The organism is Phyllobacterium sp. K27 (assembly GCF_054796155.1).
On record NZ_CM139240.1, the window covers coordinates 956,144 to 981,240 of the forward strand.

The window sequence follows — 25,097 nt, forward strand, 5'->3', positions numbered from 1 at the left end:
TGCGCGTGCAGTCGCGCTGGAGGCATGATGAATAAGGTTGATCGCGATATTGCGAATTTGCCGGATACAACGGTTTCTGTAGAAAAGCTGTTCGGATTCCAGTCCGACATGATGGTCCCGGCCTATAAGGCTGGCGATGCCTATGTTCCCGAGATCGACCCGGACTATCTGTTCGACAAGGCAACGACGCTGGCCATTCTGGCAGGTTTTGCCTTCAACCGTCGCGTTATGGTTTCCGGCTATCACGGTACGGGTAAATCCACGCATATTGAACAGGTCGCTGCGCGCCTCAACTGGCCCTGCGTTCGCGTCAATCTCGACAGTCACGTCAGCCGTATCGATCTGGTTGGCAAGGATGCGATCGTGGTGAAAGAGGGCATGCAGGTTACGGAATTCCGTGACGGCATTCTGCCTTGGGCCTATCAGCACAATGTTGCTCTTGTTTTCGACGAATATGATGCCGGTCGGCCCGATGTTATGTTCGTTATCCAGCGCGTGCTTGAATCATCAGGCCGCTTGACGCTTCTGGATCAAAGCCGCGTTATCCGCCCGCACCCTGCCTTCCGCCTTTTTGCGACCGCCAATACGGTCGGTCTCGGCGATACAACTGGTCTTTACCATGGCACGCAGCAGATCAATCAGGCGCAAATGGATCGCTGGTCGATCGTGACGACGCTCAACTACCTGCCGCATGACAATGAGGTGGCAATCGTTGCTGCCAAGGCCAAGCATTATCAGAACAAGGAAGGCATGGAGATTGTCTCCAAGATGGTTCGCGTGGCCGATATGACGCGGGCAGCATTCGTCAATGGCGATCTGTCGACTGTCATGAGCCCGCGTACGGTCATTACCTGGGCTGAGAATGCCGATATCTTCAAGGATGTGGGTTTTGCCTTCCGCCTGACCTTCCTCAACAAGTGCGACGAACTGGAACGCCCCATCGTGGCTGAGTTCTATCAGCGTGCTTTCGGCAAGGAACTGCCTGAATCCACAGCCAATGTGGTTATGGGCTAAGAGCACAGCAGAAAATGGCAGGTCCGGGAGACAATTCACGTGCGGTATCCAAAGGTCCGGTTGACAGCGAGCCCTTCAAGCGCGCTGTCACGGCTTGTATGCGTGCGATTGCCGGCGATCATGAGCTTGAGGTCGGCTTTGGCAATGACAAGCCTGCACTGACCGGCCACCGCGCGCGCCTGCCTGATCTGCCCAAGCGCCCGACTGCCAATGATATAGCGGTCACGCGCGGCATCGGTGATTCGATGGCGCTGCGTCAGGCATGTCACAATGACCGTATTCACGCGACACTTGCGCCGGAAGGCAAGCAGGCGAGGGCGATCTTCGATGCGGTGGAACAGGCGCGCGTTGAGGCAATCGGCTCTTTGCGCATGGAAGGCGTGGCGGAAAACCTGAATTCTATGCTGGCGGACAAATATGCCCGCGCCAATTTTCCTGCGATTACGGACCAGGCAGAAGCACCGCTTGAAGAAGCAGTGGCCCTGCTTGTGCGCGAGAAGCTGACGGGGCGCAAAGCGCCGGAATCAGCGGGAAATGTACTCGATCTTTGGCGCGACTGGATCGAAGAGAAAGCCGCGACCGATCTCGATCATCTGTCTGAAAAGATCAACGACCAGAACGCATTTGCGCGTGTTGTGCGCGAAATGCTGGCTTCGATGGAAATGGCGGAAGAACTGGCGCAGGAAAGCCAGGATGACGACAGCCAGAACAATGAAGAAGACCAGCCCGAGCCAGAAGAAAACAATGAAGGCGGTTCGGAAGAGGATCAGGGCAGCGATTCGTCTGAAAGTGATGATTCCGATACGTCCAGCGATGACAGTCAGGCAGGCGAGACAGAAGCCGCTGACGCTTCATCTGACGATATGGATGAGGATTCGGACGCTGATGCGGAGATTCCCGGCGAATCAAGGCGGCCAAATCAACCGTTTTCCAATCTCGGCGCGGAAAGTGGTTACAAGATCTATACGCAGGAGTTTGACGAGACGACCGATGCGGAAGAGCTGTGCGACGAGGCTGAATTGGAGCGCCTGCGCGCGTTTCTCGACAAGCAGCTTGCCAATCTTTCCGGCGTGGTCGGTCGTCTGGCCAACAGGTTGCAGCGCCGCCTGATGGCGCAGCAGAACCGTTCCTGGGATTTCGATCTGGAAGAGGGCTACCTCGATAGCGCCCGGCTTGTCCGTGTCGTTATCGACCCGACACAGCCGCTTTCTTATAAAATGGAGCGCGATACGGATTTCCGCGATACCGTGGTTACACTGCTCATCGATAATTCCGGTTCGATGCGTGGTCGGCCTATCACAGTTGCCGCGACCTGTGCCGATATTCTTGCACGCACGCTGGAGCGTTGCGGCGTAAAGGTTGAAATCCTCGGCTTCACCACGAAGGCGTGGAAGGGCGGGCAAGCGCGTGAGGCGTGGCTGGAGCGTGGCAAGCAAGCCAATCCGGGCCGCCTGAATGATCTGCGCCATATCGTCTACAAACGCGCTGATGCGCCATGGCGGCGCTCCCGGCGCAACCTCGGCCTGATGATGCGTGAGGGGTTGCTCAAGGAGAACATCGACGGTGAAGCGCTGATCTGGGCGCATCAACGTCTGCTGGCGCGTCCTGAGCAGCGCCGCATTCTGATGATGATTTCAGATGGTGCGCCCGTCGATGACAGCACTTTATCGGTTAATCCGGGTAATTATCTTGAGCGGCATTTGCGGGCGGTTATCGAAGAGATCGAAACCAAATCGCCTGTCGAGCTTATCGCTATCGGTATCGGCCATGATGTCACGCGTTATTACCGCCGTGCGGTGACGATTGTCGATGCGGAAGAACTGGCGGGCGCGATGACCGAGCAATTGGCCTCTCTGTTTGAGGAACAGGGACGTGCGACGGCCAAAAAAGCCGGGCGCCGATAGGATGAAATCAGCTGCGCTGCTTTGCTGGCGCGTCTGGTTGACATTGGCCTTTGCCGTGGCCGCTTCCATGGCGTTGGCGCAAGAACCAGGCGTTTTGCCTATACAGATCAAATCCCGGACCATCTCCAACTTTCAACTCGGCTCTGCCGAAACCCGTTTCGGTCCGCTTGAATTTGTTGGCGGTTTGGACATGTCATCCACAAATGCCCGATTTGGCGGCATGTCCGTCTTTCATTTTCTCGATTCAGGACATCGCTTTCTTGGTGTTATCGATACGGGCTCCTGGTATGCGGGGAAAATTTTACGCGATGCTCAGGGCAGGCCAGCATCGGTCAAAGATTATCTGTTGGCCCCTATTCTGGATGCAGACGGTTTGCCGCTCGATGGCAAGCGGGATTCAGATGCCGAGGGCATGAATGTCTCGGGTCAGAAGGTCACGGTGTCTTTTGAACGTAATCACCGGATTGCCGAATATGAGCTTGATCCGGAGAGTTTTGCCTCGCGGCCGAAAATCCTGCCACTGCCTATTCCAAGAGAAGAGCTGAGAATCAATCGCGGCATTGAAACCATCGCCTATGCGCCTGCAAATAGTCCACTGAGCGGTGCACGCGTTGCCGTGACAGAGATGAGCCTGAACAAGGCTGGCGATATTTTTGCAGCTGTTCTTGAGGGGCCGCGCAAAGGAATATTCCATGTCCAGCGCAAGGATGGCTTTGATATTAGCGATGGAGACTTTCTGCCCGGTGGTGATCTTCTGCTGCTAGAGCGCAAGTACAGCTTCATCACTGGCGTCAGCATACGCCTTCGGCTTATCCCAGGCGATGCAATCAAGCCCAATGCAACGGTCGACGGGCCGATACTTCTTAATGCCGATCTGAGCTATCAGATCGACAATATGGAAGGGCTGGACGTCTGGAGGGCCGCGGATGGTTCCACGCGCGTCTCAATGATCTCGGACGACAATTTCTCAGTCGTCCAACGAAATCTCTACCTGGAATTCCGGCTGGCCGAATAAATGGCAGGGGCGAAGATGGCGAGGATTGCGCCATAGGGCACCAGCATGACCACTGCCATGATGATTTTGACGAAGAGGTCGCCGAAACCCAGTGATGCCCATAGCGGGATTTGCGTGCCGAGGAATGATACAGGCATGGCAAGCGACGAATCGGGCTGGCCTGTCATCGCGTCAATCCATGCAAACCGCGCAGCAAACGCGATGGAAAAGAACAGCAACGTGTCCAGCAAAGACCCGAAGATTGCCGATGCAAAGGGGGCTTTCCACCAGGTCATTTGGCGCAATTTGTTGAAGACGATTATATCGAGAAGCTGGGCTGTAAGAAAAGCAGTGCCAGATGCAATGGCGATGCGCGGTGTTGCCAGCCAGATGGACAGGACAACGGCAATAGCAAAACCCGCATAGACAACGCGCCGGGCAAAGTGGGGGCCGAATCTTCGGTTCGAAAGATCGTTTACCAGAAAAGCTATTGGATAAGTGAACGCGCCATAGGTGAGGATCTCACCCATTCCGAAATGATTGAACGGATATTGCACGAGGAAATTGGACGCAGCCACGACTGCGCACATGGCCAGAACGGGCAAAACAAAATCAGACAGGGAATAAGCGCGGCTGAGCGGCATTTTTTTATCCTGGGTAATGGAACCAGCAACAATAAGGCCAGCATATGCTGGCCCTGATGATCAAGCAATGAAGAAGCGCTGATTAAGCAGCAGCAACCGGAGCTTCGAGAAGCTTCTTGGCAATCTGACGCTTCAGGAGACGGGCGCGCTGCGACAGCTCCTTCTCGTCAGCCTTGACCAAAAATGCATCCAGACCACCGCGATGCTCAACGCTGCGAAGCGCATGAGCTGTAACGCGCAGACGATAGCTCTGACCCATAGCTTCGGAGATCAGTGTTACCTGGCAAAGATTCGGCAAAAAGCGGCGGCGCGTACGATTGTTCGCGTGGCTCACATTGTTGCCGTACTGGACCGACTTGGCGGTCAATTCACATGTGCGGGACATTGGGTCTCACCTTTAAATTTCATTCCCGCCGATCCAGATTTTGTCTATTGCCATCGCATGTTGCCACGCAGCGGCTCAGCTTTCGGAAAGGCGGCCTATTGGGAAGTTGCGTTTCTATAGTGATATGAGCCTTACGCGTCAAGTGCATATCTACGCTGTTTGGCCCATGCTCTGTGCATTTCGTCAGGATCATACAGTGTTTAACACAACTTTGCCTGCTTTATAACCGAGCAGTTGCGTGAGGGACCATGTTAGATGAGAAACGACAAATGAGAGCCAAATGGCATTCCTCCAGTCGAGCATTGGCGGCAATCTGCCTTGCCGCATCCGCTGGCATGGCGACGAGTGCTGCAAATGCCGCACAAGCCTTTAAGTCCGAATACAGGGTTTCGCTCTATGGGCTGACCATTGCGAAAGCCAGTTTTTCGACAAATGTCTCGGACAGCCAAACCTATGAAGTCAGCGGCGAACTGATGAGTTCGGGACTTGGCAGCCTTTTTGACGATACGAGCGGCACGCTGGATGCGAGGGGGCAATATGGCAAAGCCGGTCCGGTGCCAGGTTCCTATGTGGTGAAGTACAAACATGGCAAGCGCAACAAGACGACATCGATTGCTTTCACCAACGGCAATGTGACCGAAACGGTCAATGTGCCGCCAATCAAGAAGAAGAAAAACTGGGTGGAGCTGAAACCTGATGATCTGAAATCCGTTGCTGATCCTATTTCCGGTGTGATGGTCGCTGCGGATAATCTGGATCAGGTCTGCACAAAGACCCTGCCTATGTATGACGGTCAAACCCGTATTGACCTTAAACTCTCGCCAGACGGCAGACCTCAGCCATTCGCAACGAAAGGCTTCAAGGGCGATGCAATTACCTGTACAGCCAAATTTGTACCGATTTCTGGATATCAGTCGGGGCGAAAAGCCATCGAATATCTGAAAAACTCCAGCAAGATCAGTATGACCTTTGCATCACTCGACAAGTCCGGTATCTATTCGCCGGTGCAGGCGAAGATCGGCACGCAGATCGGCACGGTGACTGTTTACGCGACCCGTTTCGAAAAGACACAGTAAGCGGCTGCGCGCCGCCTGTTGATTTGGGGGCAGCGTGGCTACTTTTGTTGGGTTTCTCGCAGTTATTATGTGGGCGATGCTCGCCCTCTTTACTGATGTGTCGGGCAAGGTGCCGCCATTCCAGCTGACCGCAATGACATTCGCCATTGGCGCGAGCCTTGGGCTGATATCATGGATATGGCGACCCGGCGCTGCGAGACATTTGCGACAGCCACTCAAGGTCTGGATGCTCGGCGTTATCGGCCTCTTCGGCTATCATTTTCTTTACTTCACGGCGTTGCGTAACGCCCCCGCAGTCGATGCAAGCCTGATCGCCTATTTGTGGCCATTGCTCATTGTTGTGGGGTCTGCGCTGATGCCGGGTGAACGTCTGCGCTGGTTTCATATTGTCGGGACGCTGCTTGGTCTGTCTGGCACCGCGCTGATCATCACCAAGGGCGGCGGGCTTGGTTTCGACCCGCAATATAGTTTCGGCTACGCGATGGCGGGCCTTTGCGCGCTCACATGGGCGGGCTACTCGCTGCTGTCACGCCGCTTCGTCGAGGTGCCAACGGACGCGGTAACAGGTTTTTGCATCGCAACCTCGATACTCTCGCTGATTTCGCATCTGCTGCTTGAGCAGACCATATGGCCGGAAGGACTGGTTCAGTGGCTGGCTGTGCTCGGACTCGGGCTGTTTCCGGTCGGTGCAGCATTCTATGTATGGGATTACGGCGTCAAGCGCGGTAATATTCAGGTGCTGGGCGCATCCAGCTATGCCGCGCCGCTGCTATCGACGCTTGTATTGATTATCGCTGGTGTGACTGAGCCAACAACACGCGTGTTGCTTGCATGCGCCTTGATTACGCTCGGTGCGGTGCTTGCTGCCAAGGATATGCTGCTGAAAAAGAATCAGGGTTCCCAGCCGGGTTCGGCCATTTCGAACTGAGCAAAGTTGAAGCCCGGGGCGACCGTGCAGCCGACCAGAGTCCAGTCACCAAGACTTTTCGCCATCTGCCAGTGCCCTGCGGGAACAACAGCCTGTGGCCGCTGGCCATTGGCGATACCCATACCAAGTGTTTGTGTCGTCACAGGTTCTTTGTCGGATGCTATGGAAAGCTCCAATGGCGCGCCGCCATAATAGTGCCAGACCTCGGACGCATCCTTTACGCGATGCCATGCAGATACTTCACCTTTTTCGAGCAGAAAATAGATTGCAGTGGAGTATCCGCGCTTGCAGACTTGCGGTTCCGCCTTGTTGTCGCGGAAGGTTTCGATATAGGCGCCACCTTCCGGATGGGGTTCAAGCCCGAGAATTTCCTTGATCTGTTTTGCGGTCAATTCCATCAGAAATGATCCTTCCGTTTACGAATCTCAGCAAAGACAGCCTCGTCGCTGGAATTGTCCATTTTAAGATTTCTGCGAATGGCAGGATCGTGCCAGCGCAGGAAGGGATTGGTTGCCATCTCGCGTAGTATGGTGGTGGGTAAAGTGGGCTGTCCTGCAGTGCGAAGCACTGTGATTTCCCTGGCACGCTCTTTCAAGGCCGAATTATCAGGGTCGATTGACAAGGCGAAGCGTGCATTGCTTTCGCTATATTCATGCCCGCAATAGACCTGCGTATCGCCGGGCAAGGCGACGAGTTTTTGCAGGGACTTGAACATTGTAGCAGGTGTGCCTTCCAGCAGTCGGCCGCAGCCAAGGGAAAATAAGGTATCACCAGCAAAAAGCACTTTTGCGGCAGGAATGAAGAACGAGATCTCACCGTTTGTGTGTCCGGGGGTAGAAATCACCTCGATGTCAAAACTGCCAAACTGAAAATGATCGCCATGGCTCAGCGTGCGATCAATACCGGGAATTTGCGATTTCTCATCTTCGGGACCAACAATTTCAACGCCAAAGCGTTTCTTCAGAGCGAGATTTGCCTCGACGTGATCCTGATGGTGATGGGTGGTGAGAATATGCGTCAGTGTCCACCCGCGGCGCTTGAGCGCATCGAGAATGGGCTGCTCTTCCGGCGCATCAATGGATGCGGTGAGATTTGTTTCCGGATCATGGATGAGGACGCCGAAATTATCGCTTCGGGCGGAAAACTGTTCGATCTGCAAGTTGGTCATCTAGCTTCTCTTCATTCTGTCATAACCAAGATAGGCCGCCGTCATGGATGCGCAAGCCATTGCGCGGGCATTTTCTTGAGTTTAGCCAATAGCGTGGTAGTTTGCCCGCCATGCATCTCGATATCATCGATCTTCGGACTTTTTACGCGTCGACCCTCGGTCATATGACGGAGCGTTCGATCACAATGGCGCTTGCCTCCATGTGGCCGAAGCTCCCCGGCGAGCGCCTTGTCGGTCTGGGTTATGCTGCTCCCTATCTCGACAGGTTTCGTGCTGATACGGAGCGGACCTTTGCCTTCATGCCAGCAGGGCAGGGTGCGGCGAGTTGGCCCTCGATGGAGCCTTCATCAACGGCGCTGATTTTCGAGGAAGAACTGCCTCTGCCAGATTCGGCAGTGGACAGAATATTGCTTATGCATGCGCTGGAACATGCCGAAGACCCGCGCGAAACATTGAAAGAAATGTGGCGGGTGTTGGCTCCCAATGGTCGTCTTGTTATTGTCGTGCCCAACCGGCGCGGTCTGTGGGCACGCTTCGAGCATACGCCTTTCGGGAGCGGCAGGCCCTATAGCCGCAGCCAGCTCATTAGCCTGTTGCGGGAGACGAATTTTACTCCCGGGCCATGGGGCGAGGCGCTGTTCTTTCCGCCGTCTTCTCGACGCTGGATGATGCGCCTGTCAGCGCTGTTTGAGCGAATGGGCAGGCGATTCTGGCCGATGTTCTCCGGTGTGCTTATTGTGGAGGCGCAAAAGCGTGTCTATCAGGGCCTGCCAGTGGCAAAACGCACGTCACGCCGCGTCTTTGTGCCTGTGCTTTCTCCGCAAGGTACGGCCATGCGGCGCGATGGTCCTGAAGAAGATTAGCGCCGCAGCAGAAATACCGCCTGTTGGCCGAAAAGGTTCCAGAAGCCCCAAGGCATGTTAAAGCCAAGGCGCTGACCCAAGGCGTTCAGCGCGACGGCAGATTCCACATGCGCGCCAACTTCTTTTGTCATGTCGACAAAATCGTTAATGGTGCAGAAATGAATGTTTGGCGTGTCATACCAGCTATAGGGCAGCTCTTTGGTGACGGGCATACGGCCATTGATGGCTAGCGAGGCGCGCATGCGCCAGTGGCCGAAATTGGGAAATGAGACGATGGCCTTTTCGCCAATACGCAACAGCTCGGTGAGAACATATTTCGGGTTGCGGGTCGCCTGCAATGTCTGGCTGAGGATCACGTAGTCAAAGCCGCCATCGGGATAATATTTCAAATCGCTGTCCGCATCGCCCTGAATGACGGAAAGACCGCGGGCAACAGATTCGTTGACGCCCTTTTGCGAAAGCTCGACGCCGCGACCGTCAACATTTTTTGTTGTCTGCAACAGATCCAGCAATTCGCCGTCGCCGCAACCGACATCCAGCACACGCGAACCGGGCTCGATCAGTGAAGCGATAACGGCAAAATCAACGCGGGGATGACTATTGATACTCATGATGGAAGAAGCCCCTTGGCGCGCGCTGCCGAACGCAGGAAGCCATTGACGGCTGAAAACATCTCCGGCTCGTCCAGCAAAAATGAATCATGGCCGCGATCCGATTCAATCTCAACAAATGAAACCGAAGCGCCAGCTGCATTCAGGGCATGGGCAACAGTGCGGCTTTCACTGGTCGGGAACAGCCAGTCACTTGTGAAGGAGACAATACAGAAGCGGGTCTTTGATCCGGCAAAGGCATCGGCAAGCCGCCCCTCGTGTTCGGCTGCCAGATCAAAATAATCCATGGCACGTGTCATATAGAGATATGAGTTGGCATCGAAACGCTCAACAAATGTGCTGCCTTGATGGCGCAGATAACTCTCGATCTGAAAATCTGCATCAAAGCCGAATGTCACATTCTGCCGATCTTGCAGATTGCGCCCGAACTTGTTGTGCAGGGCAGTTTCCGACAGATAGGTGATGTGGGCCGCCATGCGGGCAACCGAAAGCCCCTTGCGCGGTACTGTGCCAGCCTCCAGATAGAGGCCATCTTTCCATTCAGGATCAGCCATCACGGCCTGACGCCCGACCTCGTGAAACGCAATGTTCTGCGAGGAATGGCGCGCGCCGGTAGCCAGCGCTACCGCTGCAAAAACCTTGTCGGAATGGCTGGAGGCCCATTCCAGAACCTGCATGCCGCCCATGGAGCCGCCAACAACGGCGAAGAGCTGCTTGATGCCGAAATGCTCGACCAGCATTGCCTGTGCACGCACCATGTCGGCAATGGTAATGATAGGAAGATCAAGCGCATAGGGCTTGCCCGTCGCCGGATTGATCGAGGCTGGACCGGTCGAGCCGAGACAACCGCCGAGCACGTTCGAGCAAAGAACGAAATAGCGATCCGTATCTATCGGTTTGCCGGGACCCACGAGCAGTTCCCACCAGCCGGACTTGCCGGTCACAGGGTGTACATTTGCCACGTGCTGGTCACCTGTCAGAGCATGACAAATCAGGATCGCATTGGATTTATCCTCATTCAGCGTACCGTAGGACTGATAGGCGATCCGGAAAGGCGAAAGCGATACACCGCTATCGAGGTTCAAAGGCTTGTCTGCGCCAAACTCAACCACCGGACTGTGGGGGTTCGTCGCTTCGTGACTTTTCGATGCTTTGTAAGCGGTGGGGCGGGTGGTTTTGGTCATATTGGTGCTGATTTGCGTAGAGTTCCTGCTGAAACAGATTGGGGCGTAGCTACGGTCGCGCATGGGCCAAAGTCAAGTTGTTCTCGACATCTCGTCTCCAGACAGTTATGTCCGCGACGGAGTTTTTTGCCGCTACACGGGTGAACAATCATGTCAACGACACTGCAAGACCTACGTCCAACACCAAAAACCGGTTTGCTTGATATCGCGGCCTATGTGCCCGGCAAGGAACATGTGCATGGTGTGGCCAAGGTCTATAAGCTGTCATCAAACGAATCTCCACTGGGCGCGAGCAAGCTTGCGATTGAAGCATTCAGTGCCGCTGCCAAAAATCTCGAAATATATCCGGACGGTCAGGCGACTGCCTTGAAGCAGGCCATTGCCGAAGTGCATGGCCTGAATGCCGGAAACATTCTTTGCGGCAATGGGTCTGATGAGTTGCTTGGCCTGCTGTGCCAGACCTATCTGGCACCTGGTGACGAGGCCATTTATACCGAGCATGGCTTCATGGTGTATAAGATTTACATCATGGCCGCCGGTGGCACGCCGGTTATTGCCAAGGAAAAGAACGAGCAGGCCGAAGTTGACGCGATTCTGAGTGCGGTTACCTCCCGCACCAAGATCGTGTTTCTTGCCAATCCGAACAATCCGACAGGCACTTACCTTCCTTTCGAGGAAGTCCGCCGCCTGCATGCGGGATTGCCGAAGAATGTGCTGCTGGTGCTCGATGCGGCCTATGCGGAATATGTTCGCCGGAACGATTATGAGTCTGGTGTAGAACTCGTTTCATCGTCTGAAAACGTGGTGATGACACGCACATTCTCAAAAATTCATGGACTTGCCGCTTTGCGCATCGGCTGGATGTTCGCACCGGGTCACGTCGTCGATGCGGTTAACCGGATTCGCGGGCCATTCAATTTGAACTCGGCAGCCATTCTGGCCGGTGCTGCGGCGATCCGTGATCGGGCGCATGTCGATCAGGCGATTGCATTCAATGAAAAATGGCTCCCATGGCTGACCGAGCAGCTGACAGCGCTTGGACTGCGGGTAACGCCATCGGTCGGAAATTTTCTTCTTGTGCATTTCCCCGATGATGCGACCAAATCGGCGGAAGCGGCTGATACCTATTTGACGAGCAAGGGCTATATTTTGCGCCGCGTTGCGGGATACGGATTTCCCAACGCGTTGCGCCTTACCATTGGATCCGAAGAAGCCAATCGCGGCGTAGTCGCTGCACTCTCCGAATTCCTGAAGTAAAAAATGTCCAAAACTCATTTCAATACAATCGCACTGATCGGCATCGGCCTGATCGGCTCGTCATTGGCACGCGTGATCAAACGCCAAGGTCTGGCCGATCATGTTATCATTTCCACCCGCAGCGAAAGCACATTGGCACGGGCGAAAGAGCTTGGCCTTGGGGATGCTTACACGCTTGATAGCGCGCAAGCCGTCGAAAATGCCGATCTCGTCGTGGTTTCCGTCCCTGTCGGCTCGTCCGGCGCTGTTGCAAAACAGATTGCGGCCTCTTTGAAACCGGGCGCAATCATTACCGATGTGGGGTCAACCAAAAGCTCTGTCATCGCGCAGATGCAGCCGGAACTGCCTGCAAATGTGCATTTCATTCCGGGGCATCCGCTGGCAGGAACGGAATATTCCGGACCAGATGCCGGTTTTGCGGACCTGTTTATCAATCGCTGGTGCATTCTAACGCCGCTTGAGGGCACTGACGTGGAGGCCGTCGAAAAGCTGAAGACATTCTGGGAAGCCTGCGGCTCGCGGCTCGACACAATGGACCCGGCGCATCATGACCGGGTTCTGGCCATTGTTTCGCATCTGCCGCATTTGATTGCCTATAATATTGTCGGTACAGCCAGCGATCTTGAAGAAGTCACCAACTCGGAAGTTATCAAATATTCCGCTTCGGGTTTCCGCGACTTTACCCGTCTTGCGGCATCCGACCCGACCATGTGGCGCGACGTGTGCCTGCACAACAAGGATGCGATCCTTGAAATGCTGGCACGGTTTTCCGAAGATCTTGCATCATTGCAGCGTTCTGTGCGCTGGGGCGATGGCGATGCGCTGTTCGATCTTTTTACCCGCACGCGTGCGGTACGGCGCGGTATTATCGATGCCGGACAGGAAATCGATGCACCTGATTTTGGACGCCAGAAGGCGACACCATAATCACAGGGATGGCAGGCGTCCGATGCGGATGAAACCCACTGACATTTTCCCCTTTTTCACGGTGATAGGGAGTGTCGGTGCGCCGCTTGCGTCTTTGGGGACGAATGCCATCGCCTGAAGCACGGATGAGATTGTGCTTTCTTCGTCAGGCAGAATGCTCCGCATTGCCTGAGCCACACCTTCCGGATTGCGCATGGTCACGTTGAAGTCGCCGCTGATCCGGCCTTCCTCATCGACCGAGAACGGGCCGGAAATCGCGATGCCGCTGCCATCGGCAAAGCCCAGATCAACATTGTTCAACAGGCCCGATTGGCCGCGCAATATGCTCGCATCGCGTTCCGACTTGGCGAGAAGCGCAAAGCCATTCTCCAGCTCGATATCGGCAGCGCCAGTCAGTTCAGGCAAGGGATGCTCATAGACAATATTGTCCGCAATTTTAAGCTTCTCGAAAGACCATGCAATGCTCATCTTTGGCTCTGCGGTTGAAAAGCTCAACCGGCCCCCCTGCATAATGGCGATGGGGGCTGTCCCTGCTGGCGTATTGCGCTGGTTGACGACAATATCATTGCCCTCAACCGAAAGCTGTTTGGGCAGCGGCTTGTCGAGGCGGACATTGGAGCCAAGATTCTTCCAGCTGATATCCAAAGGTATCATGCCGGGCGCATCGACCGAGGCTGGCCCTTCGATACGGCTGACGATACGCATTGGATCGTAAATCTGAGCGGTGGCATTGAAACTGCCCGCCACGACGGATAGGTTTTTTGCCTTATCGGCCCAACCGACTTTTGTGCAGTCAAGGCCAAGTCTGAGGGGATAGCCGTCGGCCCCTGCATTATCGCAGGTTACATCAATGCCTTTTTCCTTGAAGGCCGCAAGGTTGGTGGCGACACGCGATTCAAGCTGATTGGCCAGATAAAACCAGCCGCCTGTGTAGATGATTCCGAGCAAGATGATGAAGCCCGCCAGGTATTTGAGAAGCTTGCCCGACTTGCGGGTTTCGGTGGTGCTGCTTGACGGCATGGTGCGGCTCTCGCTATCGGTCAGAAGATGATGTGATTCAAATTCAGCTATCAGGATGGATATGGGCGATTTTTGGGTCTTTGGCTATGGTTCACTCATGTGGAAGCCCGGCTTTGCACATGTAGAGACGCATCATGCTCGTCTTCATGGCTATCGCAGGGCGCTGTGCGTGCGCTCCTATGTGCATCGTGGAACGCCGGAACGGCCGGGGCTTGTGCTTGGGCTGGATCGGGGTGGCTCATGCCTTGGCATGGCATTTCGCGTGCCCGGCGAGCTTGAAGATGAGGTGATTGCCTATCTGCGCGAGCGCGAGCTTGTCACCCATGTTTATCTGGAGCGCCGTCTCGGCGTGCGGCTTCCCGATGGCCGGAGGGTCGAAGCATTGACCTACATCGTCGATCGCAATCACGTGCAGTACGCAGGATCGCTCTCAGTTGGCGAAGCTGCGGAGGCCGTTTGCGGATCGGTCGGCGTATCGGGCCGCAATGAGGACTATGTGCACAACACGCTTGACCATATGCGCAAGATGAATATTCGCGACCACTGGATGGAAGCGGTGGCTGCTGCTGTGGATCACGATAAGCCTTAGACTTTAAATCGTAACACCCAGTTCTTTCAGCCGCCTGACGGCGCTGGGAGGCATTGGCGGCGGGTTGGCAGATGTTGCTGCTTCGACCAGCAATTCGTCACAGGCTGCCTCTGTGACCTCCTGGAGCTTCTTCAGAAAGGCATCATTGTCCAAGCCCGGTTGGATGGGCGGCAGGATACGGCAGCGAATGACGCCGGGATAACGCAGGAACCTGCGGCGGGGCCAATAGAGACCTGCATTGTGAGCAATGGGCAGGACCGGTACACCGAGTTCTCCATAGATATGGGCAACGCCGTACTTGTAAGCGGGCGGGGCACCGGGGCTGGTCCGTGTGCCTTCGGGATAGATCATCAATTGCCTGCCACCCGATACGGCTTTATGGGCGCCTTTGACGGCAGTTTTCATTGCCGCAGAGCGTTTGCCACGATCAATAGGCACCATTTTCATTTTCTGGATGTACCAGCCGAAAAGTGGAATCCACATCAGCTCGCGCTTGAGAATGTAAACCGGGTCCGCAATATAGGGCAGAAATGCGTAGGCATCCCAGAATGATTGATGTTTCGGCGCGCAGATATAGGGGCCATCCGGAATATTCTCCAGCCCCTCAATTTCCATATCCGTTCCGGCGAAAACCTTCTGCAACCAGAGATTTGACCTTGCCCAATTCTTCGGAATGGCCCAGGCCTGTTTGCGTGGGCTTAGAAAGTAATAGGGCGTGAAAATGATCATCTGGACGATCAGATTCAGGTAGAACAGCACATTGAAGATGATCGACCGGATAATTGTCATGGGGGTCTCGTTGGGGTTGCAGGCTTGTAATGCGTGGTTCGCCGGGGTTTGGTTAGCCCTTAATCTGGTGAAATAGTTTACTCGTTGCATTTGAAAGACTGTCCGGTAATCGGGCGCGGACAGCGGCCCCAAGATATTTGACATACTCCATCAACAGAACACGGACCACCTGTCCTCGCGTTATCCAGTCTCCCTCCCTCGGATTTGTGTTGGTGATAGGGTAGGCAATGAACTCTATTTCCTGCGAAGCACGGTTAAGTTCGAGCATGGTGCGCGGTATGTGGTAATTGTTGGTAACAACGATCACCCGCTTGTAGTGGTTGGCGCTTGCCCATTTGATACTTTCCACGGCATTGCCGACCGTATCGAGGGCGGATCGGTCAATATCCACGCAGCATTCGAATAATGTTGCATCGCCACCAGTGACACGTTGCAATTCGCTGCGCTTTGTTGAGGGATGCACGCCGCTGATGAACAAACGTTCGCCGCGTTTGTTCTTAAGCAATTTCAATGCCCCCTCGATACGCGAATAGCCACCTGTCAGGACCACAATACCGTCAGCAGGCTCGGTAATATCGGGGATACTGAGTGTAGTGACACGATCGCTGAAGACAATGAATCCCCCGATGAACAAGCCTACAGCGAGGATAGCCAGCAGCAACAGAAACCGCACGAAATATCGGCCCACGATCGCAAACAATCGGCGAGCCGGGGCTGCGCCCGCATCGGGAGGTTTGCTGCTGCTGTCGTTAAGGCCGTCCATCTTATGCCGTAAATGCCTTGCTTGAGAGTGCTCTGTGTTGTCTGCCGCTGGAACAAGCAGCGCGTCCATAGACAAAACTTGCTCTAGGTATCGCGATTTTCGCCCGTGCGTCCATCAACCTGCCTTAAATGCGCTATGACGGTCATTCGTGTTGTAATCATGGTCAGAAGGCTAACCGCCAGTATGATGAAGATTACGCCCGTATATCCGCCCGATCCAATGGAGAAATTGCCGAAGAGGGCTGTTGCCTGATCGGCCTCGGGTGTCGCAAGATTACGCGATGACCACCATCCGACCATCAGAAAAATAAATATGGCAAGGGCGCCGCCAAAGGCCGCACCTTTGAGTGCTGTCCAGAAAAAGTGGCGCTCGAATTGGCGGGCTACAAATTTTTGTTCGGCGCCGATAAAATGGAGCACTTCGATAATATGGCCGTTGCCGGCCATGGCTCCCCGCGTGGCAAAAATTACGGTGAGGATGGTTGCTGCAACGACAAGAGAAAGCACGCCGGTACCGATAAGAACTGTCGAGCGCGCCATGGAAACCAGCCGGTCGACCCATGTGCGATGGTCGTCGAAACTGGCTGCCGGTATTTGCCCGACAAGCATGCTGCGCAGAGCTGCGAAATCCGGAGGCGAGGCTTCGTCCAGTGTAACAACCACCAGCCGGGGAACAGGCAACTCGTCAATATCGAGCCCGGTTCCAAGCCAAGGTTCGAGAAGACGTGCCGTCGCATCCCGGTCAATGATCCGTGTGGATTTGACGCCTGCAAACCCTTGGGCAATCCTGCTCGCCTCAGCCAGCATTGCCTCCATGTCCTGACCTTCCACAGGTCTGATCTGGATTGTGGCTTCGGTGGAAATCTGGCTTTGCCAGGTCGCAGCTGTTGTTTGAACAAGGCTGACGGCGCCGACGGTGAGACAGGCGAGAAAAGTCATGATGGCTATGACGATCATCAGCGCATGCCCGACCACATTGCCCGCAGGAACGATCGGTGCCTGTCCGCTGCCTTTGCGAATGCGGACCCAAAGCCTGTCAGCCAATTGCGTGGCTCGATCCTTGAGGATTGCGGCATCAATCATAAACATCGAGCCTCCCCTGATCGAGAATCATACGCCGTGCATTGATCTGATCCATCAGAGTGAGATCGTGAGTTGCTATAACAACGGCTGTTCCGGAACGGTTCAACTCGCCGAAAAGGCGCAGGAGACGCCGTGCCAAGGGCGGATCGACATTGCCTGTTGGCTCGTCGGCAAGCAGGATTTCCGGCTGATCTATCAGTGCACGGGCGATGGCCGCACGCTGTTTTTCACCGCCGGACAGCACAGGCGGCAGCACATGCATACGCTCGCCAAGGCCCACCCAATGCAAAAGCTCTTCGACTTCTGCGCGATACGTGGCTTCTTCCTTGCCGCGTACCCGTAAGGGCAGAGCAACGTTTTGATAGGTGGTCATATGATCGAGCAGTCGAAAATCCTGAAACACCACGCCGATACGCCGACGCAGCATTGGCATTTCGCTGGATGAGATAGTCGCGATGTCCTTGCCAAAGACGGTGATGGAACCGCGCGTTGGCTTGAGGGTCATGAACAAAAGGCGCAGCAATGACGTTTTACCCGCGCCGGAAGGTCCGGTTAGGAACTGAAATGATCGCGGCGATATGTGGAGGCTGACATCGCGCAAGACCTCCGGGCCCATCCCGTACCGCAATCCGACATTCTCAAAACGAATCAAGTGTGCTTTCCGATCTTATCTGCAATGTGTTCTATTTTGCGCAAGGCGATTTGACCACCCCAACAAACGTGAACCAGCATGACTGGAAACATGAATTTTATGCGGCGGCGCAGGTTTTTGCATTTTGGCTGGTGATCGGGCTATAGGTGCAAAGAAGAATTCGGTCTGAAAACGCACTACAGGAAGCTTGCATGCCAAAAGTCGGGACTAAAAATATCGATGTTCTTTTCAGTGCCGAAACAATTGCTGCGCGCAATCTCGAGCTTGCCAATGCAATCGTAGCAAGCAATTTTGAGAACCTGCTGGTTATATCGATCCTCAAGGGCTCGTTCATTTTTGCTGCTGATTTGATCCGCGCCATGCATGATGCCGGTGCAGAACCGGATGTCGAGTTCATCACTGTTTCCAGTTATGGTAAGGGTACAGAAAGCACGGAAGTGCGACTTTTGCGCGATATTGACAGCGATGTGCATGGCCGTGATGTGCTTCTGATCGACGACATTCTTGAATCAGGACGTACACTGAAATTCACGCGGCAGCTTATGCTGGAACGCGGTGCGCGCAATGTCTATATCGCCGTGTTGCTGGACAAGAGCGTCAAACGCAAGACCGAGATAGAGGCCGACTTCAAAGGCTTTGAATGCCCGGACTATTTCGTTGTCGGTTACGGCATGGACGTTGGTCATTCATTCCGCCAACTGCCTTATGTCGGCGTGGTCAGAGATTAAGAAACCCCCTCCCGTCGCTTCGCTCGCCCTCCCCACAAGGGGGAGGGTAATTGGTATTTAATCCTGAGATAATCGCGTTCTCAGGAAACAAACTCGGCCTCTACCCTCCCCCTTGTGGGGAGGGAGGCTGCGGAGCAGCAGGGAGGGGTTAGCTTGATCTCTGATCAGTTGAAGTTGAGCAGGCGCTCAAGGTAGTCCTTTTCCATTTGCGGGCTCAGCGAATTGCCGAGGCGCTTGCGGATGGCATCGAGAATTTCGCGCGCCCGTTGGATATCGATCTCTCCGGGGACCTTATTGCCGCCGCGCTCATTATAATCGCCTCCTCCGGGTTGCGGGCGTCCAAGAGGATCACGTCCACCACTTTGCTGGCGACCACCCGGTCCGGTTTGCCCCTCCTGTCCCATTGCCTCCTGCATCTGTTTCATCATGTCCTGACCACCGCGACGCAGCGCATCCAGCGCATCGCTTTGCTGGCCGAGTGCCTGACCTCCATCCGCCTGACCGAGCGACTTGCCGGCATCGCCCATTGATTTGCCGGCCTGACCAAACCCTTCGCCGGGCTTGATGCCCATGCCTTCCAGATCTTTCATCAACTGGTCGAGTTGGGATTGGAGATCGCTTTGACCTTGCTGAAGATCGCGCAGGGCCTTGGCGATCTCCTCTTCGGACATCTGCTCTTGTTTGCCCTGTTCGCCCTCGCCAAAATCCTGCTGCATGCCCTGCTGTCGCTGCTGCTCCAGCCGATGGGTCTGGTTCATCATATCCTGTTGACGGCGCATCAGCTCGCCAAGCTTATTCATTTGCTCCGTCATCTGTCCCTGCTGCCCTTGTTGAGCCTGTTGCTGCTGGCCCATCTGCAGGTTGTTCATCATATTTTCGAGTTCGGACAATAATTGCTGTGCCTGATCTTTCGAGCCCTGCCTGGCAAGCTCCTCGATCTGGTTCAGCATTTTATCAATATCCTCCTGCCGCAATAGTCTGGCATTCGGATCTGGCATCTGCGCCATGTTCGGATTCTTCTGAGCCTTTTGCGCGAATTCACGCAAATATTCATTCATCGCGTTCCGCAGCTCGGCCATGCGTTTTTCAATTTCTTCCTGGCTGGCTCCCTTTTCGAGGGCAGACTTTAATGCCTCCTGCGCTTGCCGCAAGCGGCGTTCCGCATCGGACAGTGCGCCATCCTCAATACCGCGAGCGACCTCCCACATATAGGCCACAACCTCACGCAGTTGATCGTCGCTTTTTGCAAGATCAAGGCGGGAGCGAACGCTGCGCAACGCAAGATAATGCGTTGCATTTTTGATCGTCTCTTCCGGCCACAATGTGATTGCGTCCAGCATTTCCAGCACATTTGGCTTGGCGTTGGCATTCAGCGCGAGATTGCGGCGCTGTTCAACCACGACGCGCGCAAGCGGATTGGCAAATGGCCGCTCCGGCATGACCAAAGTCTTGGTTTCGCTTCGGGCCTCCTGCTTGGCATCGTCGGATGCAATGAGAGTCATATGGATTTCCGAACCCGACCATGGATGCTGCGTCAGGTCCTTGGTGGTTTTGCTCTCCTTGGTCTGTTCACCGCGGCGAGGCAGCGACAATGGCAATTCCGGCGCTGCATAAAGCGAACGTGCATCCTTCTCAGCAGGCAGAGCCTGTTCGATTTTCGCCTGTGCTGCTATCGCGCCATAATCATCTTTGATCTCATAAAAGACGTCCATTGTGCCATTTACCGCACTGGAAGGCTCTTGGGTAAAACGGATTGCTGGTGGCTGGTCCGGAATGATTTTAAAGCCCCAACCGGAGAGCGCGGAGCGTCCGTCCATCAGATTGATAGAGCTGTTTTGATCAAGCGTGAGTTCAAAATTTCGTGGTGCTGCTTTGGCGGTTGCCGTGTCTTCGGTCTTTGGCGTGTCTCTGGCGGCGATCTCTACAGATTTTCCGTCAGGCAGCTTCTGGGTGAGGGCTTCTGATCCGCTGCCGCCGATAATGCGAACAACAAGCGTGCTATTCTCCGGCACGGAAAATTGCGTGTCGGCTGAATTGTTCGCAGTGGTTAAAAATAACGGGGCGCGGCCTGTATAACGCGGCGGTGTAACCCAGGCGTCAATGCGGGGCGGTATGGCATTGCTCGCGGCGTGGCTGAGAAATGCATCGCTGATACGTCCGCCCAGTGGTCCGCTGGAAAAGGCAAAGGCAATGAAGAGCAGCAGCGCAACAACACCGCGTAAAGCCCAGGGATCGCGCTCGGCAATGCGTGTCTGCGGTAACCCGCTTTGCAGATTGGCAATGCGTGCCGCCATACGCTTGCGGTGTTCACTCCACAATGCCTGAGCAAATGGATCAGTGCTGTTGGTTGCAAGCTCCTCGGTCTGCACCGTAATGGGTTGGTGCGCCAGTTCATTGACATTTTCAAGCCTGCGCGTGACATCCGACGGGTGGGGCAAGCGGAACTTCAGCAGCAAATAGACGCAAACGGGTATGCTCAGCAGGAACAGTGCAAGCAGCGCTTGCCTTGCCAAATCCGGCATAAGGCGAAACAAGCCGAACCACGCGATACTCAGAAACACTGAAATAACAAGCAAAAGCGGCAACAAAAGCGGCCAAAGGCGCTCAAACGCGATCATCAACCATGCGGACAAACGGAGACGATCGATATTTTTCAAAATATCGAATTTGCTGGTCGCTTCCCGTTCCTGCGGGCTATGATCGGCCATTCTCGCTCCATCTTTCTGGTATCGATACCACCAGACAAGCTAATAATACCACTCATCATGGCAATGGCGAGGCCTTACCCGGTAAAACGCAATCATACTTCTGTGTAGCGCGTGAAAATTACAGCCAGTCGGGAATGGAATCGAGACCGATCAATTCGTCATATGTTTTACGCGGACGTATCACATGAAACTGATCGCCATTGACCAGAACTTCAGGCACGAGAAGCCGTGTATTATAGGTACCAGCCTGCACTGCGCCATAGGCGCCCGCTGTTCCAATTGCGATCAGATCGCCCGGTGCGGGGCGCGGCAGATCGCGATCGAGACCCAGATAGTCACCCGTTTCGCAAACGGGGCCAACAACATCGCCACGAATGCGTGGATGGTTGGCTGTCGGCTCCTTGACCGGGCGGATGATGTGGAACGCATCGTAAAGCGTTGGACGAATGAGGTCATTCATGGCTGCGTCAACGATGATGAAGTTGCGTGCATCGCCTTCCTTGACGAAGATCACCTCGGTGACAAGGATGCCAGCATTGCCAACGATCAGGCGGCCCGGTTCGAAAATGGTCTTTAAACCCAACGGCTTGATATGCTTTTGAACGATCTGTGCATAGGCATCGGGCAGAGGCGGCGGGTTGTTGTCAAAATGATATGGAATACCGAGGCCGCCGCCAAGATCGACATGCTTGATATCATGGCCATCTGCTTTCAACTGCGCGACCAACTCCGCCAGCAGACGGAAGGCGTCATCGAAAGGCTCAAGATCGGTGATCTGGCTGCCAATATGCATATCCACGCCAACGACCTTCAAGCCCGGCAGCTTGGCCGCCTGCGCGTAGATCGAGCTTGCCTTGGCAAGCGGAATACCGAACTTGTTTTCGGATTTTCCGGTCGAAATCTTCTGATGGGTTTTTGCATCGACATCGGGATTGATGCGCAGCGAAACCGGTGCAGTCTTCCCGGCGGCAACAGCGCGGCTGGACAGAATGGCAAGCTCTGGCTCGGACTCAACATTGAAGCAATGAATGCCAACGCTTAACGCAAGATCCATTTCGCTGGGTTTCTTGCCGACACCGGAGAACACGATCTTGTCAGCCGGAATGCCTGCCGCAAGCGCGCGACGCAACTCGCCCTCAGAGACCACATCGGCGCCGGAGCCAAGCCGCGCCAGTGTTTTCAGAACAGCCTGGTTGGAATTTGCCTTGAGTGCGTAGCAGACAAGTGTGTCCATATCGGCAAAGGCCGCCAAGAACACTTTGAAATGACGCTCAATCGTTGCCGTTGAATAGCAATAGAATGGCGTGCCGACCGCCTTGGCGATTTCAGGAACGCTGACGCCCTCGGCATGAAGAACGCCGTCTTTATAATCAAAATGATTCACCGAAAATCCAGCCTAGATAAGTGGGTCGAGAATAAAGCGCTTGTCCTTGACAGGCGGAGTTTCGGTTTTCGGCTCACCGGGCATGGACGTAACGGAAGCGGGCGGTGGCTCCAGCGGCCCTTTGCGGCCACAGGCCGATATGGCGCTTACAATCACGATCGACATAAGAATTGTCGATAAGAGGGAACGGCTTGTCATTGTTGATCCTGTCGTCCGAAATGGGTCTGCCATGTCTAGCCTAAGAATGCGCGCTTTGCACCCCCATGGCCAGTCAATGTTGTTTTACAGTTTAGCAATGCGCTTCTGCCAGAATTTGATCTGCCTGCGCACCTGCTCCGGAGCGGTTCCGCCATAGGATTTGCGACTGCGCACGGATTTGTCCACTGTCAAAAATCCAAAGATGGCGGCGGTAATCCCTGGATGAATCTGTTGCAAATCCTCCAGTGATAATTTGCCGAGATCGACTTTTTTCTGCTCGGCAAGCGCAACTGCCCGTCCGGTAACGTGATGCGCTTCACGGAATGGCAGGCCAAGCTCACGCACAAGCCAATCGGCCAGATCAGTGGCTGTTGAATAGCCGGAACCCGCAGCCTTTTTCATTGCGGCCGCATTGATGGTCATGTCCCCAACCATGCCGGTCATGGCGGCAAGCGCCAGCTCCAGTGTTTCCGCGGCGTCGAATACAGCTTCCTTGTCTTCCTGCATGTCCTTTGAATAGGTCAGCGGCAGGCCCTTCATAACCGTCAGCAGGGCAACGAGCGAGCCGGTAATGCGTCCGGTCTTGGCGCGGACCAATTCGGCGGCATCAGGATTTTTCTTCTGCGGCATGATTGACGAGCCGGTCGAAAAACTATCGGACAGTCGAACAAAGCCGAACTGGGAAGTGGACCAGATGACGATTTCTTCCGCCAACCGGGAAAGATGCGTTGCAGTGATTGCCGCTGTTGAGAGAAATTCCAGCGCGTAATCGCGGTCGGAAACACTATCAAGCGAATTGCGGGTCGGTTCGCGGAAACCCAGCGCTTTTGCGGTCATATGCCGGTCAATCGGAAAGCCTGTTCCGGCAAGGGCGGCGGCACCAAGCGGCGATTCATTCATCCGCTCGATAGCGTCCTTGACGCGGCTCAGATCGCGGCCAAACATCTCGACATAGGCCATGCAATGATGACCAAAGGTAACCGGCTGCGCTGTCTGGAGATGTGTAAAGCCCGGCATCAGGGTAGCCGAATGTTCTTCAGCGCGCTTCAGAAAGACTTCGATCAGTTTCTTGAGAAGGACGGCGGTCTTTTCAAGTTCGGCTTTTACCCAGAGGCGGAAATCCAATGCGACCTGATCATTGCGGGAGCGTGCAGTGTGCAGCCGACCTGCCGATGCACCGATCAATTCGGCAAGGCGTGACTCGACATTCATGTGAATGTCTTCAAGTTTGCGTGAGAAAGTGAACTTTCCGCTCTCGATCTCTGACAATATCGTGTTCAGGCCGCTTGTGATCTTGTCGTAATCGTCGCTCGCAATTATGCCGGTTTTGGCAAGCATGGCTGCATGAGCAAGCGAACCTTGAATGTCCTGGGCGTAAAGCTTCTGGTCAAAGCCGATGGAAGCGTTGATTTCTTCCATGATCGCGGCGGGACCCGAGGCGAAACGACCGCCCCACATTTCATTGCTGTTCTTCTTGTCGGACATGGAAAGCGCCTTGAGTGAGAAGCGGAAAGAGTAGAAATGACAGACGGCACACGACAAACGCCACGCAACAGCAACAAAAAGATCATCGCCCTTGCCGCGCTCGCCGGCATCGCCGCCGGTGCGGTTGCGGTATACGTGATGGAGCGGCCATCTGGCAATATTGCCGTCGCCACTAATACGGCTGATCAATGCTTGATGAAGGGGGAGGGAGCAAAGGCTATTGATGCCGCCGCTGTTGGCGCTGTTGCAGCCATGCGCGGTGCCGACAAGCCGCAATCCATGTCAGGCCTGACTTTCACAGGACCGGATGGCAAGCCAGTGCGTATCAGCGATTTCAAAGGCAAGACATTGCTGGTTAATCTATGGGCAACCTGGTGCGCGCCCTGCCGCGAGGAAATGCCAGCACTTGATGCGCTGGAGACGAAAAAGGGCAGTGACAAATTTGAGGTTGTCACGATCAACATTGATACGGGTGACGATGCAAAGCCCAAAGCATTCCTGAGCGAGATCGGCGTCAAGTCGCTCGATCTTTACCGCGATCCTTCAATGGGCGTGTTCAACGAGCTTAAGCGGAAGGGGCTTGCCTTTGGTCTTCCCGTGACAATGCTGGTTGACAAGGACGGCTGTCAGATCGCTGCCATGAACGGTCCGGCTGACTGGTCCAGCGATGATGCTCTACGATTTGTGGATGCGGCCTTAGGTCTTTAGAGGGCTTTACGTTTTGATGGAATCGAAACCGCGCCT

At 54.8% G+C, this 25,097-nt stretch carries 26 protein-coding genes; 11 read left to right on the top strand and 15 right to left on the bottom strand.

What is annotated here, in order from left to right; genetic code table 11:
• Positions 1–27 precede the first annotated feature (27 nt).
• From cobS to ACYJL1_RS04785, 3 genes are read left to right on the top strand one after another with little or no spacing between them, the layout of a single operon-like run.
• Complete coding sequence (gene cobS / locus ACYJL1_RS04775; protein WP_460897937.1) at positions 28–1,014, top strand: cobaltochelatase subunit CobS; 987 nt, start codon at positions 28–30, stop codon at positions 1,012–1,014.
• A 14-nt stretch (positions 1,015–1,028) separates the two neighbouring features.
• On the top strand, positions 1,029–2,918 hold the full coding sequence (gene cobT, locus ACYJL1_RS04780) for a cobaltochelatase subunit CobT (RefSeq protein WP_460897275.1): 1,890 nt from the start codon (positions 1,029–1,031) through the stop codon (positions 2,916–2,918).
• 1 nt (position 2,919) lies between these two features.
• The gene (locus ACYJL1_RS04785; protein WP_460897276.1) at positions 2,920–3,933 is read left to right on the top strand and encodes an esterase-like activity of phytase family protein; all 1,014 of its coding nucleotides are present in this window, start codon (positions 2,920–2,922) and stop codon (positions 3,931–3,933) included.
• On the opposite strand, the gene ACYJL1_RS04790 is transcribed toward ACYJL1_RS04785, so the two are convergent.
• Together ACYJL1_RS04790 and rpmB are read right to left on the bottom strand one after the other, a co-directional pair.
• Complete coding sequence (locus tag ACYJL1_RS04790) at positions 3,906–4,556, bottom strand: queuosine precursor transporter (RefSeq protein ID WP_460897277.1); 651 nt, start codon at positions 4,554–4,556, stop codon at positions 3,906–3,908. The two genes, ACYJL1_RS04785 and ACYJL1_RS04790, sit on opposite strands and share 28 nt — an antisense overlap.
• 82 nt (positions 4,557–4,638) lie before the next feature.
• On the bottom strand, positions 4,639–4,941 hold the full coding sequence (gene rpmB / locus ACYJL1_RS04795; RefSeq protein ID WP_460897278.1) for a 50S ribosomal protein L28: 303 nt from the start codon (positions 4,939–4,941) through the stop codon (positions 4,639–4,641).
• Between the two features lie 269 nt (positions 4,942–5,210).
• Between rpmB and ACYJL1_RS04800 the strand changes: the two genes are divergently transcribed.
• Positions 5,211–6,017, top strand: a complete 807-nt coding sequence (locus tag ACYJL1_RS04800) for a DUF3108 domain-containing protein (protein WP_460897279.1) — start codon at positions 5,211–5,213, stop codon at positions 6,015–6,017.
• Between the two features lie 67 nt (positions 6,018–6,084).
• Positions 6,085–6,945, top strand: coding sequence for an aromatic amino acid exporter YddG (yddG, locus tag ACYJL1_RS04805; protein ID WP_460897938.1), 861 nt, complete (start codon positions 6,085–6,087; stop codon positions 6,943–6,945).
• On the opposite strand, the gene ACYJL1_RS04810 is transcribed toward yddG, so the two are convergent.
• Both ACYJL1_RS04810 and gloB read right to left on the bottom strand, forming a co-directional pair.
• Positions 6,909–7,343, bottom strand: coding sequence for a cupin domain-containing protein (locus ACYJL1_RS04810; protein WP_460897280.1), 435 nt, complete (start codon positions 7,341–7,343; stop codon positions 6,909–6,911). The genes yddG and ACYJL1_RS04810 overlap by 37 nt on opposite strands.
• A complete protein-coding gene (gene gloB / locus ACYJL1_RS04815; RefSeq protein ID WP_460897281.1) occupies positions 7,343–8,113 on the bottom strand; it encodes a hydroxyacylglutathione hydrolase in 771 nt (256 codons plus the stop codon). Before gloB ends, ACYJL1_RS04810 begins: the two co-directional genes overlap by 1 nt.
• A gap of 110 nt (positions 8,114–8,223) precedes the next feature.
• Here gloB and ACYJL1_RS04820 point away from each other — a divergent pair, with 110 nt between their 5' ends.
• Positions 8,224–8,976, top strand: a complete 753-nt coding sequence (locus ACYJL1_RS04820) for a class I SAM-dependent methyltransferase (protein ID WP_460897282.1) — start codon at positions 8,224–8,226, stop codon at positions 8,974–8,976.
• Here the strand turns inward: ACYJL1_RS04820 and metW are convergent.
• The gene (gene metW / locus ACYJL1_RS04825) at positions 8,973–9,587 is read right to left on the bottom strand and encodes a methionine biosynthesis protein MetW (protein WP_460897283.1); all 615 of its coding nucleotides are present in this window, start codon (positions 9,585–9,587) and stop codon (positions 8,973–8,975) included. The two genes, ACYJL1_RS04820 and metW, sit on opposite strands and share 4 nt — an antisense overlap.
• Positions 9,584–10,771, bottom strand: coding sequence for a homoserine O-acetyltransferase MetX (gene metX / locus ACYJL1_RS04830; protein ID WP_460897284.1), 1,188 nt, complete (start codon positions 10,769–10,771; stop codon positions 9,584–9,586). The genes metW and metX overlap by 4 nt, the downstream gene beginning before the upstream one ends.
• A gap of 150 nt (positions 10,772–10,921) precedes the next feature.
• On the opposite strand from metX, the gene hisC reads away from it, so the two are divergent.
• A complete protein-coding gene (gene hisC / locus ACYJL1_RS04835; RefSeq protein ID WP_460897285.1) occupies positions 10,922–12,028 on the top strand; it encodes a histidinol-phosphate transaminase in 1,107 nt (368 codons plus the stop codon).
• Between the two features lie 3 nt (positions 12,029–12,031).
• Positions 12,032–12,955: a prephenate/arogenate dehydrogenase family protein gene (locus tag ACYJL1_RS04840; RefSeq protein WP_460897286.1), complete on the top strand. Its 924-nt coding sequence runs from the start codon at positions 12,032–12,034 to the stop codon at positions 12,953–12,955.
• On the opposite strand, the gene ACYJL1_RS04845 is transcribed toward ACYJL1_RS04840, so the two are convergent.
• Complete coding sequence (locus ACYJL1_RS04845; RefSeq protein WP_460897287.1) at positions 12,956–13,975, bottom strand: DUF2125 domain-containing protein; 1,020 nt, start codon at positions 13,973–13,975, stop codon at positions 12,956–12,958.
• Positions 13,976–14,036: 61 nt separating this feature from the next.
• Here ACYJL1_RS04845 and ACYJL1_RS04850 point away from each other — a divergent pair, with 61 nt between their 5' ends.
• A complete protein-coding gene (locus ACYJL1_RS04850) occupies positions 14,037–14,564 on the top strand; it encodes a gamma-glutamylcyclotransferase (RefSeq protein WP_460897288.1) in 528 nt (175 codons plus the stop codon).
• Positions 14,565–14,567: 3 nt separating this feature from the next.
• Here the strand turns inward: ACYJL1_RS04850 and ACYJL1_RS04855 are convergent, their stop codons facing one another.
• Genes ACYJL1_RS04855 through ftsE form a run of 4 tightly spaced genes read right to left on the bottom strand, consistent with a single transcriptional unit; the run spans position 14,568 to position 17,850 of the window.
• Positions 14,568–15,353, bottom strand: a complete 786-nt coding sequence (locus tag ACYJL1_RS04855; RefSeq protein ID WP_460897289.1) for a lysophospholipid acyltransferase family protein — start codon at positions 15,351–15,353, stop codon at positions 14,568–14,570.
• Positions 15,354–15,405: 52 nt separating this feature from the next.
• A complete protein-coding gene (locus ACYJL1_RS04860; RefSeq protein ID WP_460897290.1) occupies positions 15,406–16,185 on the bottom strand; it encodes a YdcF family protein in 780 nt (259 codons plus the stop codon).
• A gap of 14 nt (positions 16,186–16,199) precedes the next feature.
• Positions 16,200–17,198: a cell division protein FtsX gene (locus tag ACYJL1_RS04865; RefSeq protein ID WP_460897939.1), complete on the bottom strand. Its 999-nt coding sequence runs from the start codon at positions 17,196–17,198 to the stop codon at positions 16,200–16,202.
• A complete protein-coding gene (gene ftsE, locus ACYJL1_RS04870; RefSeq protein WP_460897291.1) occupies positions 17,191–17,850 on the bottom strand; it encodes a cell division ATP-binding protein FtsE in 660 nt (219 codons plus the stop codon). Before ftsE ends, ACYJL1_RS04865 begins: the two co-directional genes overlap by 8 nt.
• Positions 17,851–18,041: 191 nt before the next feature.
• On the opposite strand from ftsE, the gene hpt reads away from it, so the two are divergent.
• Entirely contained in the window at positions 18,042–18,578 is a 537-nt protein-coding gene (gene hpt, locus ACYJL1_RS04875) for a hypoxanthine phosphoribosyltransferase (RefSeq protein ID WP_460897292.1), read from the top strand.
• A gap of 164 nt (positions 18,579–18,742) precedes the next feature.
• Here the strand turns inward: hpt and ACYJL1_RS04880 are convergent, their stop codons facing one another.
• The 4 genes from ACYJL1_RS04880 to argH all read right to left on the bottom strand — a co-directional run bounded on the left by ACYJL1_RS04880 (position 18,743) and on the right by argH (position 24,353).
• The gene (locus ACYJL1_RS04880; RefSeq protein ID WP_460897293.1) at positions 18,743–21,286 is read right to left on the bottom strand and encodes a TIGR02302 family protein; all 2,544 of its coding nucleotides are present in this window, start codon (positions 21,284–21,286) and stop codon (positions 18,743–18,745) included.
• A 118-nt stretch (positions 21,287–21,404) separates the two neighbouring features.
• A complete protein-coding gene (gene lysA, locus ACYJL1_RS04885; protein WP_460897294.1) occupies positions 21,405–22,670 on the bottom strand; it encodes a diaminopimelate decarboxylase in 1,266 nt (421 codons plus the stop codon).
• Between the two features lie 12 nt (positions 22,671–22,682).
• On the bottom strand, positions 22,683–22,868 hold the full coding sequence (gene lptM, locus ACYJL1_RS04890) for an LPS translocon maturation chaperone LptM (protein ID WP_460897295.1): 186 nt from the start codon (positions 22,866–22,868) through the stop codon (positions 22,683–22,685).
• An 84-nt stretch (positions 22,869–22,952) separates the two neighbouring features.
• Complete coding sequence (argH, locus tag ACYJL1_RS04895) at positions 22,953–24,353, bottom strand: argininosuccinate lyase (protein WP_460897296.1); 1,401 nt, start codon at positions 24,351–24,353, stop codon at positions 22,953–22,955.
• A gap of 36 nt (positions 24,354–24,389) precedes the next feature.
• Here argH and tlpA point away from each other — a divergent pair, with 36 nt between their 5' ends.
• Positions 24,390–25,061 carry a thiol:disulfide interchange protein TlpA gene (tlpA, locus tag ACYJL1_RS04900; protein WP_460897297.1) on the top strand — a complete coding sequence of 224 codons (672 nt, stop codon included), beginning with the start codon at positions 24,390–24,392 and terminating at the stop codon, positions 25,059–25,061.
• Positions 25,062–25,097 lie beyond the last annotated feature (36 nt).